Annotated in this window: 18 protein-coding genes; 7 read left to right on the top strand and 11 right to left on the bottom strand. The window is 65.2% G+C overall.

Annotated features, from left to right (window positions below; genetic code table 11):
* The first annotated feature begins 183 nt into the window (after positions 1–183).
* Together LPB04_RS08195 and LPB04_RS08200 are read left to right on the top strand one after the other, a co-directional pair.
* Complete coding sequence (locus LPB04_RS08195; RefSeq protein ID WP_193688209.1) at positions 184–1539, top strand: SGNH/GDSL hydrolase family protein; 1356 nt, start codon at positions 184–186, stop codon at positions 1537–1539.
* Positions 1540–1614: 75 nt separating this feature from the next.
* The gene (locus LPB04_RS08200) at positions 1615–2298 is read left to right on the top strand and encodes an OmpW/AlkL family protein (protein ID WP_307727398.1); all 684 of its coding nucleotides are present in this window, start codon (positions 1615–1617) and stop codon (positions 2296–2298) included.
* Between the two features lie 85 nt (positions 2299–2383).
* Here LPB04_RS08200 and LPB04_RS08205 read toward each other — a convergent pair whose 3' ends face one another.
* From LPB04_RS08205 to LPB04_RS08215, 3 genes are all read right to left on the bottom strand, one after another.
* Complete coding sequence (locus tag LPB04_RS08205; protein WP_227496663.1) at positions 2384–4495, bottom strand: putative bifunctional diguanylate cyclase/phosphodiesterase; 2112 nt, start codon at positions 4493–4495, stop codon at positions 2384–2386.
* Positions 4496–4686: 191 nt separating this feature from the next.
* Entirely contained in the window at positions 4687–5862 is a 1176-nt protein-coding gene (locus LPB04_RS08210; protein ID WP_193685624.1) for an acyl-CoA dehydrogenase, read from the bottom strand.
* Positions 5863–6004: 142 nt separating this feature from the next.
* Positions 6005–6517: a flavin reductase family protein gene (locus tag LPB04_RS08215; RefSeq protein ID WP_193688210.1), complete on the bottom strand. Its 513-nt coding sequence runs from the start codon at positions 6515–6517 to the stop codon at positions 6005–6007.
* Positions 6518–6677: 160 nt separating this feature from the next.
* On the opposite strand from LPB04_RS08215, the gene msrA reads away from it, so the two are divergent.
* Positions 6678–7217, top strand: coding sequence for a peptide-methionine (S)-S-oxide reductase MsrA (gene msrA, locus LPB04_RS08220; RefSeq protein ID WP_193688211.1), 540 nt, complete (start codon positions 6678–6680; stop codon positions 7215–7217).
* A gap of 47 nt (positions 7218–7264) precedes the next feature.
* On the opposite strand, the gene LPB04_RS08225 is transcribed toward msrA, so the two are convergent.
* Positions 7265–8467 (bottom strand): SAM-dependent methyltransferase, encoded by a 1203-nt coding sequence (locus tag LPB04_RS08225; RefSeq protein WP_193688212.1) that lies wholly within the window; start codon positions 8465–8467, stop codon positions 7265–7267.
* Positions 8468–8556: 89 nt separating this feature from the next.
* Positions 8557–9756, bottom strand: coding sequence for a pyridoxamine 5'-phosphate oxidase (gene pdxH, locus LPB04_RS08230; RefSeq protein ID WP_193688213.1), 1200 nt, complete (start codon positions 9754–9756; stop codon positions 8557–8559).
* 88 nt (positions 9757–9844) lie between these two features.
* On the opposite strand from pdxH, the gene tcdA reads away from it, so the two are divergent.
* The 3 genes from tcdA to cysK all read left to right on the top strand — a co-directional run bounded on the left by tcdA (position 9845) and on the right by cysK (position 12394).
* The gene (gene tcdA, locus LPB04_RS08235; protein ID WP_193688214.1) at positions 9845–10714 is read left to right on the top strand and encodes a tRNA cyclic N6-threonylcarbamoyladenosine(37) synthase TcdA; all 870 of its coding nucleotides are present in this window, start codon (positions 9845–9847) and stop codon (positions 10712–10714) included.
* Positions 10715–10789: 75 nt separating this feature from the next.
* Entirely contained in the window at positions 10790–11434 is a 645-nt protein-coding gene (locus tag LPB04_RS24355) for an FKBP-type peptidyl-prolyl cis-trans isomerase (protein ID WP_307727399.1), read from the top strand.
* 30 nt (positions 11435–11464) lie between these two features.
* Positions 11465–12394, top strand: a complete 930-nt coding sequence (cysK, locus tag LPB04_RS08245; protein ID WP_193688215.1) for a cysteine synthase A — start codon at positions 11465–11467, stop codon at positions 12392–12394.
* A 39-nt stretch (positions 12395–12433) separates the two neighbouring features.
* On the opposite strand, the gene LPB04_RS08250 is transcribed toward cysK, so the two are convergent.
* Positions 12434–13360 carry a cation diffusion facilitator family transporter gene (locus LPB04_RS08250; protein WP_193688216.1) on the bottom strand — a complete coding sequence of 309 codons (927 nt, stop codon included), beginning with the start codon at positions 13358–13360 and terminating at the stop codon, positions 12434–12436.
* Positions 13357–13674 (bottom strand): ArsR/SmtB family transcription factor, encoded by a 318-nt coding sequence (locus tag LPB04_RS08255; protein WP_407943886.1) that lies wholly within the window; start codon positions 13672–13674, stop codon positions 13357–13359. The genes LPB04_RS08250 and LPB04_RS08255 overlap by 4 nt, the downstream gene beginning before the upstream one ends.
* Before the next feature lie 374 nt (positions 13675–14048).
* On the opposite strand from LPB04_RS08255, the gene glf reads away from it, so the two are divergent.
* Positions 14049–15203: a UDP-galactopyranose mutase gene (gene glf, locus LPB04_RS08260; protein ID WP_193688218.1), complete on the top strand. Its 1155-nt coding sequence runs from the start codon at positions 14049–14051 to the stop codon at positions 15201–15203.
* A gap of 170 nt (positions 15204–15373) precedes the next feature.
* On the opposite strand, the gene LPB04_RS08265 is transcribed toward glf, so the two are convergent.
* From LPB04_RS08265 to LPB04_RS08280, 4 genes are read right to left on the bottom strand one after another with little or no spacing between them, the layout of a single operon-like run.
* A complete protein-coding gene (locus LPB04_RS08265) occupies positions 15374–16045 on the bottom strand; it encodes a class I SAM-dependent methyltransferase (RefSeq protein WP_193688219.1) in 672 nt (223 codons plus the stop codon).
* Positions 16046–16059: 14 nt separating this feature from the next.
* Complete coding sequence (locus LPB04_RS08270) at positions 16060–18900, bottom strand: M16 family metallopeptidase (protein ID WP_227496664.1); 2841 nt, start codon at positions 18898–18900, stop codon at positions 16060–16062.
* Positions 18901–18946: 46 nt separating this feature from the next.
* On the bottom strand, positions 18947–19900 hold the full coding sequence (locus tag LPB04_RS08275) for a metallophosphoesterase family protein (protein ID WP_227496665.1): 954 nt from the start codon (positions 19898–19900) through the stop codon (positions 18947–18949).
* Between the two features lie 13 nt (positions 19901–19913).
* The gene (locus tag LPB04_RS08280) at positions 19914–20396 is read right to left on the bottom strand and encodes a CinA family protein (protein ID WP_193688221.1); all 483 of its coding nucleotides are present in this window, start codon (positions 20394–20396) and stop codon (positions 19914–19916) included.
* Between the last annotated feature and the right edge of the window lie 271 nt (positions 20397–20667).

Below are 20667 nucleotides of genomic sequence, written 5' to 3' on the forward strand. Positions count from 1 at the left end.
GCTCTTGGCAATGCTTGTTATAATCGGCGCACCCTGCCGGGCTTCTGCCTTGTCGGCTTTGGTTGACGCCATGACAATCAAAATTTCTATACAAGCGGAAAGAACACTGGCATATTAGTTCGGGATGCGAATAGCACGAGCGTTCGTTTCACAGAAAAATATCTTATCCTCTTAGGAGACACAATGCGTCAAATGAATTTCGCGCTCGCGCTGCTGACTGCAGCTGCGCTGGCTGCATGCGGCGGCACCGGCAGCAGTGGTGGCGATCAGACCCATGCGGTCAAGTTCACCCAGCAGGTGACCTTCGGCGACAGCCTGTCGGACGTCGGCAGCTACAACGTGGGCGCAGTCAACGTCGCTGGTGGCGGCAAGTTCACCATCAACGGTGACAACACCAGCACGAACCCTGTCCTGACCGGCAAGAACTGGACCGAAGTGCTGGCCGCGGAACTGCGCCTGCCGGCGCCTTGCGCCGCCCAGACCGGCCTGCAGGGCACCGACAGCACCGATCCGGCGCTCGACTTCAACGTGCCGATCGTCAACAACGCGAATTGCTTCAACTACGCACAGGGCGGCGCCCGCGTGACCAACCCGATCGGCCCTGGCAACCGCGCCGTCAAGCCGGAACTGGGCGAGATGACCCTGCCGGTGGTGAGCCAGGTCGCGAACCACCTGGCTAAAACCGGCGGCAAGTTCAGCGGCACCGAACTGGTCACCATCATGGCCGGCGGTAACGACGTCCTGATGCAGCTGGGCGGGCTGAGCGCAGGCGCCACCGCTGCCGGCACCGCTGCCGGCCAGAAGGCGTTCCCGACCCTGCTGATCGGCGGACTGGTCGCCATCGTGCCGGCTGCAAATCAGGCTAGCGCGCAGGCAAGCATCGGCCTGGCCGTCCAGACCACGGCAGCCGCCGGCGGTACCCAGACGCAAATCGCCGGCGCTGCAGCACTCGCCGCGATCCAGCTCGGCGCCGATCCTGCAGCCGCGCAAGCCGCCGCCGCCAAAGCCGGTACCGACGCGCAGGCAGCCGGTGCCAAGGCCGGTGCCGACTACGCCGCCGCGCAAGGTCCGCTGCTCGTTGCCGAACTGGGCAAGGCCGGCGCCGAACTGGCTGCACTGGTAAAGACGCAAATCGTCGCCAAGGGCGCGAACTACGTGGTCGTCAACAACCTGCCGGACGTCGCCAGTACCCCGTCGGGCAAGGCACAGTCGGCATCGACCCAGCAACTGATCGGCGCGATGGTCGATGCCTTCAACGCACAGTTGAAGGCCGGTCTGGGCAACGATCCGAAAATCGCCTACGTCGACCTGTATTCGATCAGCAAGGACCAGGTAGTCAACCCGGCCATCTACGGGCTGACCAACACCGCGCAGAAGGCCTGCACGACCGAATCGTCGCTGACCTGCACCGCCAAGACCCTGTCTGGTCCGGACGTAAGCCACTACATGTTCGCCGACGACATCCACCCGACTCCGTACGAGTACTGGCTGGTCACGCGCTATGTCCTGAAGGATATGGCTGTCAAAGGCTGGCTGTAATCATCAAAGAAAAAGCCTGGTTGCACTGCCTGTCCGCAGGCCGGTGCAACCGGTCGTAAAAAGAACTCAGGAGAAATGATGAAAGTACGTTTCAATAGCGTCGCCAAGACGCTAATCGCAGCCGCCGCGCTGGCATGCGCCGCGAGCGCTTCGGCCCAGTCGGCCGGCCAGTGGACCGCCAAGTTCGGCTTCAACCAGCTGACCCCGAAAGTCGAGAGCGGCGATATCTCGGCACCGGCCCTGCCGTTCACCAAGGGCGATGTCTCGCGCGACATCCAGCCGGTGATCGGCATTGCCTATGGCATCACCGACAACATCTCGCTCGAAACCGCGCTCGGCACGCCGTACAAGCACAGGATCCTCGGCGCCGGTTCGATCGCCGGTACCGGCGAGCTGGGTACGGTCGAGGCACTGCCGCCGACCGTGTTCGCGCAGTACCGCTTCTTCTCCCCGAACGCGACCTTCCGTCCGTTCGTCGGCATTGGCGCCACCTATGCCTACTTCATGAAGGAACGCGGTTCGGGCAAGCTGACGGCGCTCACCAATCCGGGCGGCGCACCGACGACCTTCAACATCGACAACAAGTTCACCTATACCGGCCAGCTCGGCGTGGCGATGAACTTCAACGAGCGCTGGTTCGCCGACGTGACCGTCAACAAGAGCCGCCTGCGCACCGACGTGCACTTCTCGACCGGCCAGAACCAGCACATGAAGCTGGACCCGGTCGCCGTGCTGCTGGCCGTCGGCTACAAGTTTTAATATACGTTTTAATTCGCGGCCGTTACGGCGCAATGAAAAACCGGCAGGGCGCAAGCCCGGCCGGTTTTTTTCGTTTTATCGAATGCTAATGCAGCGTCGCTGCGTAGCGCGCGAAATGCTCGCCACTGAGGGCGCGTTCGTATAAATATCCCTGGTAGACGAAGCAGCCGGCCTGGGACAGCCATTCGCGCTGGCCCTGGGTTTCCACGCCTTCGGCGATCACCTGCAGGCCCAGGCTGCCGCCGAGGGCAATGATCGAGCGCACGATCGAGGCGTCGTTGCGATCGGTCAGCACGTCTCGCATGAAGGAATAATCGATTTTCAGCTGGTCCAGCGGCAGTTTGCGCAGGTAGGCCAGCGACGAGTAGCCGGTGCCGAAGTCGTCGAGCGAGAAGGTGATGCCGAGGCGGCGCAGGGTTTCCATGGTCTCGACCGTGTGTGCGAAATCGGTCACGACCAGGGTTTCGGTCAGCTCGAATTTCAGGCCGTGCGGATCGACGCCGGTGGCGGCCAGGATTTCCTGGGTCATGGCGACGAAATCGGGCTCGACGAACTGGCGCGCACTCACGTTCACCGACAGCGACAGGTGCCGGGTGGCGGGATTCCTCTGCCACGAGGCCAGCTCGAGGCAGGCCGTGCCCAGCACCCAGCGCCCGATGTCGACGATCAGGCTGGTCTCTTCGGCCTGCTTGATGAATTCGGTCGGATACAGGATCTCGCCGTTCGGCAGGCGCCAGCGCAGGAGCGCCTCGGCGCCGATCACGCGGCTGTCGCCGTCGAGTTGCGGCTGGTAGTTCAGCATGAATTCATGGTTGCGCAAGGCGCGCCGCAGCCCGCTTTCGAGCTCGGAGCGGGCGGTCCACTTGGCCTGCATGTCGGGATCGAAGAAGCGGAAGGTGTTGCGGCCTGCGGCCTTGGCCTGGTACATGGCGGTGTCGGCCTGCTTCAGGGCCGACTCCACCGTGTCGAGGGCGCCGCTGATCATCGTCACGCCGATGCTGGTCGACACCGAATACATGAAGTCGGCGAGCTGGAAGGGCGCGCGCATGGCGGCGACGACCTTGGCGGCCACGGTCTCGGCATGGTGCGCCGCTGTTTCGATCGATTCCTCATCCGGCTGGACCAGGATCACGAACTCGTCGCCGCCGAGGCGCGCCACCATGTCGGCCTCGCGCACGCTGTGCTCGAGGCGGCGGGCAACCGCCTGCAGCAGCATGTCGCCGGCCGCGTGGCCGTGGGTATCGTTGAGGGTCTTGAAATTGTCGAGGTCGAGGAACATCAGGGCGCCGACCTTGCGCGAGCGCGCACTGCCGAGCAGGGCGCGGCGCAGGTGATCGAGCAGGCTGGCGCGGTTCGGCAGGTCGGTCAAGGCGTCGAAATAGGCGAGGCGGTGGATGCGCGCCTCGTTGCTCTTGCGCTCGCTGATGTCGGTGCTCATGACCAGGATCTTTTGCGGGATGCCCGAGGCCGGATCGGCCGGCACCACGGTCCAGCGCGTGTCGGCATGCAGGGGACTGCCGTCGCGCCGGTGCTGGTGCAGTTCGCCCACCCACTCGCCTTCGTCGAGCGCGGTTTTATACGCTTCGCTGTAGGCCGCGTGGTCGTCGCACAGCAGGTCGGACATGCGCTGGCCCTCGGCTTCCCTCGCATCCCAGCCGTAGAGCCGTTCGGCGCCCTTGTTCCAGTAGGTGATGCGCGAACTCATGTCCATCACGAAGATCGCATCGCGTGCCTTGTCCAGCAGCGAGGCCTGTTCCAGCGCCAGCAGGTCGGCGCGCCGCAAGACCGTGATGTCGGCAATGAAACCCTCGAGCGCTTCCACGTTGCCCTGCTCGTCGAACACGGCCGCTCCCTGTTCCCAGGCCCAGCGCAGCTTGCCGGCGGCGGTGGTGATGCGGTAGCTCAGCTGGAAGGGACGGCGTTCGCGGATCGCCGCATTGGTGTCGTCGGACACCTTCGCGCGGTCGTCGGGATGGATCAGGCTGGCATACGACATCGCATCCTCGCCGGTGAAGGCGGAAGCCGGATAGCCGGTCAGCTTTTCGATGCCCGCACTCAGGAAGATCATGGTCCAGCTGCTGTCGTTCAGGCAGCGATACACCACCCCGGGCAAGTTGCTCAACAATAGATCGAGCGACAGGGCGGAGGCGTCCTGGGAATGCAAATTGGTCGAGACTGTGTGGCCAGATGGGGGCATGTTCCGCGCGCTTGAGGTAGGTGGAACACTAGCAGGGCGATGCTTGATCTAGCACACATGGTAACGCGAAACTTGCGTCGATTCGTTACCGTATTGGCTCATTCTTTGATCTGTTGTCAAAAAGATACGAACTCGGATGCGCTGTTGCCCGGCTTGGGTAGCAGGCCGGGCAACAGCTGGGAAAAGGCTGCTTAAAAGGCGGCGATGCCGGTCTGTGCGCGGCCCAGGATCAGCGCGTGGATGTCGTGCGTCCCCTCATAGGTGTTCACGACTTCCAGGTTGACCATGTGGCGGATGATGCCGAACTCGTCCGAGATACCGTTACCGCCCAGCATGTCGCGTGCCGTACGGGCGATGTCCAGCGATTTACCGCAGGAGTTACGCTTCATCATCGAGGTGATCTCGACCGCGGCCGTGCCCTCGTCCTTCATCCGGCCCAGGCGCAGGCAGCCCTGCAGGCCGAGGGTGATCTCGGTCTGCATGTCGGCCAGTTTCTTTTGCACCAGCTGGTTCGCCGCCAGCGGCTTGCCGAACTGGTGACGATCGAGGGTGTACTGGCGCGCCGTGTGCCAGCAGGCCTCGGCGGCGCCGAGCGCGCCCCAGGCGATGCCGTAACGCGCCGAGTTCAGGCAGGTAAACGGACCCTTCAGGCCGCGCACGTCCGGGAAGGCGTTTTCTTCCGGGCAGAACACGTTGTCCATGACGATCTCGCCGGTGACCGACGCGCGCAGGCCGAACTTGCCGTGGATGGCTGGGGCGGATAACCCTTTCCAGTCCTTTTCGAGCACGAAGCCCCGGATTGCGCCTTCGTCATCCTTGGCCCAGACGACGAACACGTCGGCGACCGGCGAGTTGGTGATCCACATCTTGCTGCCGGTGAGCGAATAGCCGCCCTCGACCTTGCGGGCACGGGTCACCATCGAGCCTGGATCGGAGCCGTGGTTCGGCTCGGTCAAACCGAAGCAGCCGATCCATTCGCCGGTCGCCAGTTTCGGCAGGTATTTCTGTTTGGTTGCCTCGTTGCCGAATTCATGGATCGGCACCATCACCAGGGACGATTGCACGCTCATCATCGAGCGGTAGCCCGAGTCGACGCGCTCGACTTCGCGCGCGATCAGGCCGTAGGCGACATAGTTCAGGCCGGGGCCGCCGTATTGCTCGGGAATGGTCGGGCCGAGCAGGCCCAGTTCTCCCATCTCGCGGAAGATGGAATTGTCCATGCGCTCGTGGCGGAAGGCCTCGAGGATGCGCGGCTGCAGCTTGTCCTGGCAATAGGAAGCGGCGGCGTCGCGGATCATGCGCTCGTCGTCGGTGAGCTGGCTGTTCAGGAGGAGGGGATCGTCCCAGTGGAAGGCGGCTTTGGTCATGATGGTCCTGGTCTCGTTCTTGTTGGAGGCGAAAGCGCGCAAGCTTGCCGCGCCGGGCCAGGCCATTATAGGAAGGAGATGCAGGGCCATCTTTTCAAACTGCGACAGCCATTTTCATAATTGTCGTGAGGCAGACGACGATTCAGGCCGGGCCGGTCGTGCCGAAGCGCCCGCCATGAAACAGCAGTCCCGCCTGCGGCTGCACGTCGCATTCCTCGACTTCGCCGACGAAGATCACGTGGTCGCCTTCCGGATAGCGGCTGCGGTTATGGCATTCGAACCAGGCTGCCGCGCCCTTTAAAATCGGCAGGCCGGTACGCGAGAGTTCGTAGTCGATGCCGTCGAAGGGATCGGTCTCGGTGCGGCGCGAAAAGCGCATGGCCAGGTCTTGCTGGCCCGCCGCCAGGATGTTGATGACGTAATGCGAGTTGCCGCTGAAGACGGGCAGGCTGTTCGCGCCCACGCCCAGGCTCCACAGCACGAGCGGCGGATCGAGCGAGACCGAATTGAACGAACTGGCGGTCAGGCCGCGGAAGCTGCCGTCGGCAAGCCGCGTCGTGATCACGGTCACGCCGGTGGCGAATTGCGACAGTGCCTGGCGAAAATGCGCCGAGTCGAAACCGCGCGCGATGGCGCGGGGAGAGCGTGTGTTCATTGGTACCTTGGAAAGTTCCCGCTCATTATGCCACCGCCGCCCGCGGGCCGGCGCCACGGGGCGCATCTCGTCCGCTGTCATGCCCGCTGGCGCGCCTGCATTTAGTGCCGCTTTGCGTTAGCATCGGGGCATCGATACAACGACAATGGCGAGGCATGCAATGAGCGAGCAAGGGCGGCACGAGGTGGCAATTCTGGGCGGCGGCTGTTTCTGGTGCGTCGAGGCCGTGTACCTCGAGGTGCGCGGCGTCACGAAAGTCGAATCGGGCTACATGGGCGGCCATGTCGTCAATCCGACCTACGAACAGGTCTGCGGCGCCGGCACCGGACACGCCGAGGTGGTACGGCTCGAATTCGATCCGTCGGTCATCAGCTACCGCGACATCCTGCAGATCTTCTTCACCATCCACGATCCGACGACCCAGGACCGCCAGGGCAACGACGTCGGCCCGCAATACCGTTCCGTGATCTTCTTCGAGAACCCGGAGCAGGAAGCGACCGCGCGCCAGGTGATCGCGGAGATGGCGGCGGTCTGGGACGCGCCGATCGTGACCCAGTTGGTGCCGAGCGAGACCTGGTACAAGGCCGAGGAGTATCACCAGAATTACTATGCCCAGCATCCGATGCAGGGGTATTGCGCCTTTGTCGTGGCGCCGAAGGTGGCGAAGTTCCGCAAGACGTTTACGCACTGGATGAAGTAGGGCCCGCTAGCAGTCCGCGTGGGCACGGAGTGCCCACCCTACGAAACCTACGGATACATATATCGTCTCGACCAGGGAATATGGCCCGGGTCTTCCCCCGCCTTACCCCCCACGATCTGATACAGGCTGATCCAGTCGTGGGCAAACGCGTAGGCGCAGCCGGCAAGATACACGTGCCAGATGCGCAGGTGCTTCGCATCCGTCAGCTGGCCGATCGCATCGAAGCGGCTCTCGAAATTCTCGGTCCATAGCGCGCAGGTGCGCGCGTAGTGGCGGCGCAGGTTTTCGACGTCGCGCACTTCCAGGCCTCCCTGTTGCATCGCCTTCACCACGGCCGACAGGTGCGCCAGCTCGCCCTGCGGGAACACATATTGGTCGATGAATTCGCCGCCGCCATAGGGCGTGGCGCGGCCGGCGACGTCGGTGGTGGTGATCCCGTGGTTCATCACGACGCCGCCCGGCGCCAGCAAACCCTGGATCTTCTCGAAATAGGCCGGCAAATGCTGCACGCCGACGTGCTCGAACATGCCGACGCTGGTGATGCGGTCGAACTGGCCGTCAAGGTCGCGGTAGTCCTGCAGGCGGATCTCGACCTGGCTCTCGAGCCCGGCCTGCGCCACCCGTTCGCGCGCCAGGGCCGCCTGGTTTTCCGAGAGGGTGATGCCGACGCAGCGCGCGCCGAAGGCCTGCGCCGCCCGGATCGCCAGCGCACCCCAGCCGCAGCCGATGTCGAGCAGGCTCTGGCCCGGGCGCAGGTCGATCTTGCGCAGGATGTGGTCGATCTTTTTCAGTTGCGCACTGGCCAGGTCCTCGTCGCCGTTCTCGAAATAGGCGCAGGAATACACCATGTTCGGGTCGAGCCAGGCGGCGTAGAAATCGTTGGAGACGTCGTAGTGGTAGCGGATTGCCTCGGCATCCTTCTGGCGCGTGTGCGGCGACAGCAGGCGCAGCGGATTGGCTCGGCGCGCGGGCTTGCCGCTCGAGGCCGCCAGTTCGCTGCCGATGCGGATCATGTCGGCGGCGCGTCCGCGGATTTCGAGCTCGCCTTCGACATAGGCGGCCCCGAGCTTATACAGGCTGGGGGAGAGCAGGTAGCGCAGGCTCGACGGCCTGGGGACGCGGATGGTGACGCGCGGGGGATCGGGCGAGAGGTCGAACTGCTCGCCGTTCCACAATTCCACGCGCAAGGGGAGCGACAGTTTGCTGCGCACGCCTGTACTCCAGGCGCTGAGCTTCATTTCCGTGAACATGGTTTCCTCCGGCGGTGGCGCGCCGGCCGCACAGCGCCGACGCCGGACCCGTCGCGGCAGGAAGTGTCGATGTCCGCCGAAACAGGTCCTTACGGTTGCAAACGCTGCCGCGCCCAGCTTCCGTCTTCCTGCCGCTCGTAGACGATGCGGTCATGGAAACGCGAGCGGCGCCCTTGCCAGAACTCGATGCGCTCGGGCACCAGGCGGAAGCCGCCCCAATTGGACGGCCGCGCCGGCGCGTCGCCCGCTGTCGCGGCGACCGCTTCGTAGTTCCGTTCCAGGGCCGCACGGTTGTCGATCGGCGCGCTCTGCTGGGAGGCGATCGCCGACAGGCGGCTCTTCAACGGCCTGCTGTGGAAATACTTGTCGCTCTCTTCGGCCGAGGTCGTTTCGACCCTGCCCTCGATGCGAACCTGGCGTTCAAGTTCGCTCCAGAAGAATAGCAGTGCTGCATAAGGATTGGCGCGCAATTCCTGAGCTTTCCGGCTGTCATAATTGGTGTACCAGGTGAAGCCGCGCTCGTCGAACTGTTTCACCAGCACGATGCGCGAACTCGGCCGGCCGCTGGCGTCGACCGTCGCCACGTTCATCGCATTCGGCTCGTTGACTTGCGCTTTCAAGGCCTGCTCGAACCAGCGCGTGAATTGCAGCATCGGGTCCTCGAGGACCTCGTCCTCGTTCAGGCTGGCCTGGCCGTAATCCTTGCGCAAGCCGGCGACGGCGTCGCCGATCGCGGGCGCGGGCGTGGCCGGCTCCTGCCTGACTCCGCGCCGGCGCTGCATCGCCGCGCCCAGCTGCGCCATCTGCGCGGGCGAGAACAGGCGCAGCGCCATCGGCGCCATCGTGCTTTCCTCGCGCTCCATGTGGGAGGTGTAGCGCTGCACGAAGCGTTGCACGCTTGAGCTCGACAGCACGCTGGCGCTGCCATCGGCGATCGCCGTCAGCTGCTCGTGCAGGTCTTGCCAGAGCGCGTCCATCTCCTTGTGGTCCTGCAGGATGACCGGCGCCAGCGCCTGCAAGGTCGCCGCGTCTTCCCCTTGCGCCACCGCGCGCAGCATCGGAATCAGGTCCTGTTCTTCGTCGTCATGGTGCAGGTGCGCGGCCTTGTCGAAATACTTCAGCACGGCGCCGGCGGCCTGGCGCGCGGCGTCGTCGGCGCCGTGCTCGGGCAGGTGCGACAGGAGCCGTTCGAGCGTACTCAACTGCTTGCGGATGCGGCCGTGGCAATGCTTGAGCACGGCGATCGGCTGGTCGAAACCGGGTGCGGTGTCAGGAAGGAAATCGTTCATGTGCGTATTTTTGACAGAGGGAAGTTTTTTGATTGACAGAGCGATATTTTAGTGCGGACGCGAAAGACCGGTCCGGTAAAATGTCCGGATGAACTCGATCGACACCTCTTTCACCCAAACGCCGCACGGCGATGATATCGACTTTGCGCGCCGCTTCGGCGGCGTTGGCCGCCTCTACGGCGAGCGTGCACTGGAACGTTTTAAAACGGCGCACGTTTGCGTGATCGGCGTCGGCGGCGTCGGCTCCTGGATCGTCGAGGCGCTGGCGAGGAGCGCCGTCGGCCAGCTGACCCTGATCGACCTCGACAACGTGGCCGAATCGAACATCAACCGCCAGATCCAGGCTTTAACGGACACCATCGGCCAGCCGAAGATCGAGGCCTTGCGCGACCGCATTGCCCAGATCAATCCGTTCTGCAAGGTGAACCTGGTCGAGGATTTCATCGAGCCCGACAACATCGAAGAGATGATCGGCGGCAAGCGTTTTGATTACGTCGTCGACGCCATCGACAGCGTCAAGGCCAAGGCCGCCCTGATCGCGTTTTGCCGCGAGCACGCCATTCCCCTGCTGACCAGCGGCGGCGCCGGCGGCCAGCTCGACCCGACCAAAATCGAGGTGCGCGACCTGGCCCGCACCGAGCAGGAACCGCTGCTGAAAAAAGTGCGCAAGGTCCTGCGCGCGCAGTACGGTTTCTCGCGCGGCGAAAAGCAGAAATACCATATCGATGCCGTGTTCTCGATGGAGCCGCTGCGCTACCCGGAGGCGGATGATGCCTGCGAGATCGAGTCCAGCATTACGGGACTCAATTGCGCCGGCTTCGGATCGAGCATGGTGGTCACCGCCAGCTTCGGCATGATCGCGGCGGCCCACATCCTGCGCAAGATGGCCGAGGCGGCCGCGCACGCGGATGCCGGGGACGACGCGACGGCCACGCAGGCGGCGCTCGCCGGCGCCTGAGTCGCCGCTGTGCATCCCGGTCCGGGCTTGCTATCATGGGATATCGCTTGAAATCCTGTCATTGAAAGAGCCCTCATGATGCGTCGTACCACTTTATTGGCCGTGCTGCTCGCGGCCGCTGCCGCCGCTAACGCCCAGCAGGGCAACCCGGCTGCCGTCACCCCGGCAAATGCCCCCGCCAATCCTGCCGCCGCCGACCAGGCCGCCGCGACCGTGCGCCAGCAGGGCGTGCAAAGCGCTGCCGACCAGGCCGCCGCCACCTCGCAGCAGGCCGCCGGCCAGGCTGCCGCCCCGACCGACGCCGGCGCCGCCGCCCAGGCCGCCGCTGCCGCACAGGCGGCGCAGCCGGTGCCGCCGGCTCCCACGGGTCCCCAGCTCGAGATCGTCGACCGCGTGGTCGGCAAGGGCCGCGAAGCCAGCCTTGGCAGCACGGTGCGCGTCAACTACACCGGCTGGTTCCACAAGCCCTTGTCGAGCACGGGCCGCGGCAAGAAATTCGACTCCTCGCTCGACGCCGGCCGCGACCCGCTCGAGTTCCGCCTCGGCGCCGGCCAGGTCATCAAGGGCTGGGAGCAGGGCGTGGCCGGCATGAAGGTCGGCGGCAAGCGCACCCTGATCATTCCAAGCCAGCTGGCCTACGGCAAGCGCGGCGCGCCGGGCGGCATGATCCCGCCAGACACGGACCTGATTTTCGATGTGGAACTGCTCGGCGTAAAGTAAATCCAAAACACTGTCACGGGAGAACGGCAAATGCGTATCGCTAACGATGTCACTGAACTGATCGGCAACACCCCTCTCGTCAGGATCCGCAAGCTGTCGACCGGCGGCGCCGAGATCCTTGCCAAGCTCGAGTTCTACAATCCCGCGCACAGCGTCAAGGACCGCATCGGCCTGGCGATGATCGAGGCGGCGGAAAAGGCCGGCAAGATCGGGCCCGACACCGTCGTCGTCGAGCCCACCAGCGGCAACACGGGGATTGCGCTGGCCATGGTCTGTGCCGCGCGCGGCTACCGCTGCAAGCTGGTCATGCCCGAAACCATGAGCAACGAGCGGCGCATGCTGCTGCGTGCCTATGGCGCCGAACTCGTGCTCACGCCAGGCTCCGAGGGCATGCTGGGCGCGATCCGCCGCGCCGAGGAAATCGTCGCCGCCGATCCGCGCGCCTTCATGCCGCAACAATTCAACAACCCGGCCAACCCGGAAGTCCACCGCCGCACGACGGCCGAAGAAATCTGGCGCGACACCGACGGCAAAGTCGACATCCTGGTGGCCGGCATCGGCACCGGCGGCACCATCACCGGCGTCGGCGAGGTGATCAAGGAACGCAAGCCCGGCTTCCAGGTGGTGGCCGTCGAACCGGAAGCCTCGCCGATCCTGTCGAAAGGCACCAAGGGCCCGCACCCGATCCAGGGCATCGGCGCCGGCTTCGTGCCGGAAGTGTTGAACACCAGGATCTACGACGAGGTCATCGCCGTCAGCAACGACAATGCCTTCGAGACGGCCCGCGCGGCCGCCCGCGAAGAGGGGCTGTTGGTCGGGATTTCGTCCGGCGCCGCCTTGTGGGCGGCGATGCAGGTGGCGCAGCGGCCGGAGAATGCGGGAAAAATGATCGTGACGATCATCCCATCCTTCGGCGAGCGGTATCTGAGTACCGCACTGTTCGCCAATCTGGCTGGCTGATTACGGGAGTGGTGGGCACGCCGTGCCCACCCTTCAATGTTACGCCACCAGCGCGCAGCGATGCTGCGAGGTGCCTTCCTCGACCTGCAGCGTGCAGTGCCCGATCGAGAAATCGTGGTGCAGTTTGGCCACGATCGCATCGATCGCCGCGTCGCCCGGGTAACCGCCCGGCATCACCAGGTGGGCGGTCAGCGCCGTCTCCGTCGTGCTCATCGCCCAGATGTGCAGGTCGTGCACGCCCGACACACCGGGCTGATGCGCAAGGAAGCGCCCGATCGCCGCCGCATCGACCTTGTCCGGCACGGCCGCCATCACCAGGCGCAGCGACTCGCGCAGCAGCGACCAGGTGCCGTACACGATCACCAGCACGATGACCAGGCTGACGGCCGGGTCGAGCCAGGTCCAGCCGGTGCCCATGATGACCAGGCCCGACACCACCACCCCCAGCGAAATGGCCGCGTCGGCCGCCATGTGCAGGTAGGCGCCGCGGATGTTCAGGTCGCCTTTGCTGCCGGCCATGAAGAGCCAGGCCGAAAAACCGTTGATGGCCACGCCGATGGCCGCCACCACCGACACCGTCATGCCCGCGACGGGCGCCGGCGCCGTGAAGCGGTGCAGGGCTTCCCAGGCAATCGCACCGCAGGCCACCAGCAGCAGGACGGCATTGCCGAGCGCAGCCAGGATCGAGGAGCTGCGCAGGCCATAGGTATAGCGCGCGCTCGGCGCGCGTTTCGCCAGCACCGCCGCGCCCCAGGCCAGTACCAGTCCCAGCACGTCCGACAGGTTGTGGCCGGCGTCGGCCATCAGCGCCGTCGAGTTGGCGATGAAGCCGTAGACGAACTCGATCGCGACGAACAGCGAATTGACGCCGATCGCCAGCGCGAAGGCACGCCCGTGGCCGGCTACCGGCGCGTGGTGGTGATGGTGGCCATGCGAATGGCCGTGATCGTGATGGTCGTGATTCATGTGTCCAGTCCGTTGATGGGTTCGGCGATGTGCTCGAACATGGTGGCAAGCAGGGTGCTGATGTGGGCGTCGGCGGCGGCATAGAACACCTGCTTGCCCTGGCGCTCGGCCTTGAGGATGCGCGCCGCGCGCAGCAGGCGCAGGTGGTGGCTGACGAGCGAACTCGACAACGCAAGCGTGGCGGCAATGTCGCCGACGGAGGTCGGCTGCGTCAGGCAGGCCAGCACGATACGCAGGCGGGTCGCATCGCCCAGCAGGTGGAACAGGTCCGCCAGCTGGTCGATCGCATCGTTGGGATTGTCGAGTTTGTTCATCAGCAACATGTGAATAGTTGTTCACATGTTAGATCAAGACTGGACATTCGGCAAGTCAAACCAGCGGAAGCGGGGCGTAGGGGCTACTCGCATAGATTTTTTCTTGTCGGAAAAGTACTACAGGCACCCTCCCAATCGAACGGGGGCTAAAGCAAAGCGCGGCATATAATTGTCGGTGTATTAATAAATGGAACGGCTGGTGCGTGCAAAGCGTGCAACAAAAATAGCTCTTACGCTGGGCACCTCCTCTTCGAGGCACCGTTTTTGTCCGTCGTTCGTGGTTAACACGGAAATACACACTAGCGGCGCCGGTCCGGTCAGCAGGTGGATCGCGCCTCAGGACAACATCAATCAACAGTTAGGGATATAGACACATGAACAAGAAAATCGCCATTGTCGGCGCTGGATTTTCCGGAGCTGTGATTGCCAACCAGCTTGCCCAGGCAGGTTACACCGTCGAAGTGTTCGAATCGCGCTCCCACGTCGCAGGTAACTGCCACTCCGAACGGGATGCGGAAACGGGCGTCATGCTGCACGTCTACGGTCCGCACATTTTCCACACCGACAACGAGCGCGCCTGGGAATTCGTGAACCGCTACGCCGAGTTCAAGCCCTACGTCAACCGCGTCAAGGCCATCACCAAGGGCCAGGTGTTCACGCTGCCGATCAACCTGCTGACGATCAACCAGTTCTTCAATAAAACCATGGGACCGGCCGAAGCGGAAGAATTCCTCGCTTCGCTGGGCGACAAGTCGATCGAAAACCCGACCACCTTCGAAGAGCAGGCGCTGCGCTTCGTCGGCCGCGAGCTGTACGAGGCCTTCTTCAAGACCTATACGGTCAAGCAGTGGGGCCTGGAGCCGAGCGAACTGCCGGCCAGCATCCTGAAACGCCTGCCGGTCCGTTTCAACTACGACGACAATTACTTCAGCCACAAATACCAGGGAATGCCGGCCGAAGGGTATACCGCGCTGGTCGAGAACATCATCAATGTGCCGGGCGTGACCGTGCACCTGAACACCCGCTTCGACCCGGACCTGAAATCGGAATACGAACACGTCTTCTACAGCGGCCCGATCGACGCCTGGTTCAAGCACGCCGAAGGCCGCCTGCCGTACCGCACGCTCGACTTCGAAACCTTCCGCGCCACTGGCGACTACCAGGGCAACGCGGTCATCAACTACTGCGACAACGAAAAGCCGTATACGCGCATCACCGAACATAAACACTTCTCGCCGTGGGAAAAGCACGAGAAGACGATCTGCTACAAGGAATACAGCCGCCAGTGCGAAGAGAAGGACATCCCGTATTACCCGATCCGCCTGGCGCGCGACAAGCAGCAGCTCGAGCTGTACGTGAACCTGGCGAAGAAGGAGCCGAACGTGACTTTCGTCGGCCGCCTGGGCACCTACCGTTACCTGGACATGGACGTCACGATCAATGAGGCGCTGATCACGGCGGATAAATTCCTGGATGCGGCGCGCGACAAGGCCAAAATGCCCGCGTTCGTGATCGATCCGCTGGCCTGATCGTCGTTGAGGTAACGTAGGGTGGGCTCTCGAGCCCACGCGCTTGTGCGGATGCGTTGGCATAACGCATCCGTAGGCCGTTAACGCTTGCGAGGAAATTTGCAGGTTCGCATAGAGCGTACCGCGTGGGCTCGGAGAGCCCACCCTACGGTGCGCCGGCAGTCGGGTAGTTAACCCGGCAGTTGTCCCATTAATATGAGCGACACCGGTTTCCCGGTCTCCGGGTGCACCGGTTCGCGCAGGCTGGTGAGGCGCAGGCCGCTGTCGAGGAACAAGGTCACCCAGCTTTCCAGCGTGCGGAAATACCAGGGCGGGGGATCAGTGAAATCGGTGCTGAAGCCGGCCCAGCTGCCTGCGCGCCAGCCGTCGGCATAGGGCGCGTCGCCGCAGGAGACCAGCGGGTGCACCGTCTGCACGATCAGGGTGCCGCCGGGCCGCAGGTAACTCGGCGCGGCGCGCAGCAAACCGGCCGTCGACTCTTTCCCGATCAGCGAGAAATTGCAGATGGCGACATCGGCCGCCAGTTGCAGTTTGCCCGCCGCGATCTCCTCGTACGACATCACCTGAAAAACGCCGCCGCTGCTGCCCGCTGCCCGCGCCGCGTCGACCAGGCCGGCAATCGCGTCGACGCCGACCATGTTTACTTCCGGCAGGGCACGTACCAGCCAGCCTTCACCGCAGCCGAGATCGACACCGGTCTGCGGCGCGCAGGAGCGCACGGCGTCGACGATGGCCGCGTCGGTCACCAGCGCGCGGCTGGCGATTTCCCGGCCACGCACGGCGGCTACCCACGGGTCGCTGTTGCGCGACCAGGATTCCACGATTTTTTCGTCGCTCAGCATGCTCGTCCCCTCGCTCATTGGCGCAGTTGTCCCTCACTATCGCGCACCTCGACCGGCCCCAGTTTCAATTTGTCCAGCTGCGGCCCGATCTTCTTGCGTTCGCCCACGGCGACCACCATCAGGCGCTGCGGATCGAGATAGCGTTTGGCGGCCGCCTGTACGTCGGCCGCGGTGACGCCCGCCAGGCGCGCCGGCAGCTGGCTGTAGTAATCGAGCGGCAGGTCGAACACGAAGGTTTCGGCCAGGCTGGCGCCGATATCGCTGTTGGTCTCGAAATGATTCGGCAGCGACAGCAGCTGCGCATTGCGTGCGCCGGCCAGTTCCTGCGCATCGAGTGGCTGCTCGACCATCGCCTGCGCTTCCTTGAGTAATTCGTTCACCGAGGCGCCCGTGACGTTCGCGCGCACGCTGCCGGCGATGATGAAGGGGCCCGGCGTGCGGTCGTACCTGAAACCCGAGTAGACGCCATAGGTATATCCCTTGTCTTCGCGCAGGTTCTGGTTGATGCGGCTCGTGAACAGGCCGCCGAAGGCCGCGTTCATGACTTCCAGCGCCGGGAACTGGGCCGTCTTGCGATCGGCGCCGAGCATCGTCAGGCGCAGCGCCGTCTGGCCCGCGCCCGGCTGGTCGACCAGCACCACGCGCGCGTTCGTTGTGACCGGGGTGCCGGGCACGAGCGGCGGCACCGGGGCGCTCTTCCAGCCGAGGAAATGGGCTTCGGCCAGGGCCTTGAGTTCGGCGCGCGAGATGTCGCCCGAGACCACCAGCGCCGCATTGCCCGGCACGTAGTGGCGGCGCCAGAAACCCTCCAGGTCTTCGCGCGTCACGGCGCGGATCGCCGGCTCCGTGCCCAGCTGGCCGTAACCGTAAGGGTGGCGCGGGCCGTACAGGGCGCCGGCGGCGGCCAGCGCGGCGATGAGTTCGGGGTCGTCGCGCTGCTGCATCAAATCGCCCAGGCGGCTGGCGCGCTGGCGCTCGACTTCGGCGGTCGGGAAGGCGGGGTGCAGCACGACGTCGGCCAGCACGGCCAAGGCCGCGCCGAAGTTGGCGCGCAGCGACAGCAGCGAAACCGTCGACGCCGCCGTGCTGCTGCCGGTATCCATGAAGGCGCCCAGTTGCGCGATCTCGTCGGCGATGCGCGGCGCGCTGCGCGTCGCCGTGCCCTCCGTCAGCATCTGCGCCGTGAAGCTCGACAGGCCCGGCAGGGCCGCGGGATTGGCGTCCGACCCACTGCGCACCACCAGGTCGGCCGACACCAGCGGCAGCGCCGGATTGTAGTGGTGGATGACAGTTAAACCATTGGGCAGCTTGAAACTCTCGCCCTGCGGCAGGTTCATGCGCGGCGCCGGCCCGGCCTTCGGCATTTGCGCGCGCCAGGCCTCGGCTTCGTTGATGCCGCCCGGTCCCGCCTTGTTGCTGCGCGCCTTGGGCGGCTTCGGTGCCGGCGGGTCGGGCGGCAGATCCGGGATGCCGGGCACGCCGGCCACCACCACGCGCGACTTGCGTTGCAGCCAGGTGCGCGCGGCGCGCTGGACGTCGGCAGCGGTGATCTTGCGCAGCTGGGCCACGTCCTGGGCCAGGTAGCCGGGGTCGCCCGTGTACTGGTTATAGTGATTCAATTGGTCGGCCAGGCCATCGCCGCCCAGTTTTTCCAGCGAGCTGACGATCGCCGTCTCGATCTGGTTGCGGGCACGCGCCACCTCCTGTTCCGTCGGCCCCTGGTCGCGCAGGGCGGCGAGTTCGGCGTCGATCGCTTCCTCGATCTCGGCCGGGGTGTGGCCGGCGCGCGCCGTGACTTCGATCAGGAAGGTCGAGGCCAGTGCGCGCGAATCCTGGTCGGCATCGACGTCCTGGGCGATCTGGCGCCCGTAGACCAGAGACTTGTACAGCCGGCTCGATTTGCCGCCGGCGAGAATTTGCGCGGCGACCGCCAGTTCGGCGTCGCCCGGCTGGTAGGCGGGGGGCGTCAGCCAGCCCATGTAGACGCGCGGCAGTTCGACGCGGTCCGGCACCACCAGCCGGCGCTCGCTCGTGATCGGCGGCGTGACGACGTTCGGACGCACCACGGCCGGCCCGCGCCGCAGGCTGCCGAAATATTTCGCCACCAGGGCGCGCGTCCTGACCTTGTCGATGTCGCCGGCGATCACGATGCTGGCGTTGTTCGGGCCATAGTAACGGGTGAAGAACTCGCGCACGTCTTCCAGCCTGGCGTTCTGGATGTCGGTGTGCGAGCCGATCACCGAGGCCCGGTACGGGTGCTCCTCCGGGAACAGCGCGTGGTTCAGCGCTTCCTCGACGATGCCGTAGGGTTCGTTTTCGACCGTGTCGCGCCGCTCGTTGCGCACCACGTCCTGCTGGTTGGTCAGCGACTTCTGGTCGAGCACGTCGAGCAGGTAGCCCATGCGGTCGGCATGCACCCAGAGGGCCAGTTCGAGCTGGTTCGAGGGGACCGTATCGTAGTAATTGGTGCGGTCGTAGTCGGTGCTGCCGTTGCTGTCGCTGGCGCCGGCGCCTTCCATCAGGCGGTCGGCCATGCCGCGCGGCAGGTGCTTACTGCCCGCGAACATCATGTGCTCGAACAGGTGGGCAAAACCGGTGAGGCCGGGCGCCTCGTTGGCCGGGCCGACGTGGTACCAGACGTTGACCGCGACCAGGGGCAGGCGCTTGTCCTCGACCAGGATCACCTGCAGGCCGTTCGGCAGGGTGTATTTGTCGAAGGCGATGTTCGGGATGCCGGGCAGCTGGGTGTGCGGCGGCGTGCCCGCGGCGGCGGCGCCACCCCCGCCTTCTTCGGCGCCGGCGCCGTTCAGGGCGGCCATCAGCAGCGATGCGGCAAACAAGGGGCGGGTTTTCATGTGGTGCTCCAGAAGAATAAGGTCATGCTGATGAATCAATGGCAGCTCAGTGGCAAACGCCGCTACCGTGGTCCGGCGGCGAGGCATTCGGTAACTGAGGTGGGGTCGCTTCCAGGAATTCCCAGTCGTAGCGACCCGCATGCAGGCGCAGGCGCAGGACGCCGTTGCGGCTGGCGTCGCGGGTTTCGCTGTGCGCGAGCGGCATCAGGAAGGGCGTCGGATAGGCGCCGCCGGTGCCGACCACGAACTGGCGCAGGCCGCGGGGATCCAGGCGGCCTTCCGCATCCTGCGGCGCGAAACGCTCGTAATCGTGGTCGTGGCCGGATAACACCAGTTCCGCGCCGGCTCCCTGCAGCAGCGCCCAGGCCGCGCGCATGGTCGCCACGCTGCCGTGGCCGCCCGAACTGTACAGGGGATGGTGCCAGAATGCCAGCGTGCAGGGCGGCGTGCCGGCGCCGGCGGCGCTGGCCTTGTCCTGTGCCAGTTCCACCTTCAGCCAGGCCAGTTGCCTGGCCTGCGCAGCGCCCGCCAGGTTGCTGTCGAGCGAATAGATGCGCCAGCTGCCGAGGCGCAGGCTGTAGTAGCCGCGCCCGGCGCGCGCGCCGAAATAGGCAAAGTAGGGCGCCGCGCCCTGCATGTGGTATTCGTGGTTGCCGGGGGCGGGCCAGGTGCGCTCCTTGAAGCGGCCCCAGGTGGGACCGTAGCAGTTGGCGAATTCGGCCGCCGTGCCGTGCGGGTAGGTGTGGTCGCCCAGGGTCAGCACGACCGCGTTCGGGTCCGCCGCCAGGCCGGCCGTGACCACGGCGGCGGTATCGAACGCGCCCGACCAGCGTGGGTCGGGGTGGGTGCAGCGGGCGATATCGCCGACGGCGTACACGGTCTGGACCTCGGACTCGGTTTGAATGCCGGTAGCGGATACGGTGTCTGCCGCACAGCCGCCAAGCGCGCAGGCGAGCAGCAGCGCGGCGCCCTGCGCCGCCGCCGGCCGGCGGCGCCTCACTATGCGCGCCGTCCTATTCAATAAAGCGCAGCAGGCCGCGCAGCGCATGCGCCACGGTCTGCTCGCGCACGGCCGCGCGGTCGCCCTGGAACACGAGGCGCTCGGTATACGTCGTGTCGCCGCGCGCCCAGCCGAAGCAGACGGTGCCGACCGGCTTGCCCGGCACCGCGCCGGTCGGGCCGGCGATGCCGGTGGTCGAGAGGGCGACATCGGCGTTGCTGTTGGCCAGCGCGCCTTCGGCCATCGCGCCCGCCACTTCCTCGCTGACCGACCCGAACTGGGCGATCAGCGCCGCCGGGACCTCGAGCAGCTCGGTTTTCGAGGCATTCGAATAGGTCACGAACCCGCATTCGAACCAGCCGGTCGAGCCGGCGATCTCGGTGACGGCCTGCGACACGCCACCGCCGGTGCAGGATTCGGCCGTGGCCAGCACCAGGCGCCTGGCCTGCAGCGCCATGCCCACTTTCGTTGCAAGATCGATCAAATCGTTCGTCACGTGCAGCTCCTTCAGGTGGCGCCGGACTCGGCCGGCGGCGGCGACAGCGGGTGGTCGCGCGTGAGTTCATTCTAGCGCGCCGCGGCCCGGGCCGGTGTGGCAAACTTGCAAGGAAGCTGACACTCGCTACGCAAATGCGAAGGGAGCGGGTACAGTAGCTCCAACGTAGATCCAAACAGGAAATGTCCCGTGCGACACGAAGACAACCCGGTTTGCTATCCTGCATCGCGGCGACTTTCGCCGCGTTTCTTTTTTCCAACATACATGTTTA

Source organism: Massilia litorea (assembly GCF_015101885.1).
GTDB lineage: Bacteria > Pseudomonadota > Gammaproteobacteria > Burkholderiales > Burkholderiaceae_D > Telluria > Telluria litorea.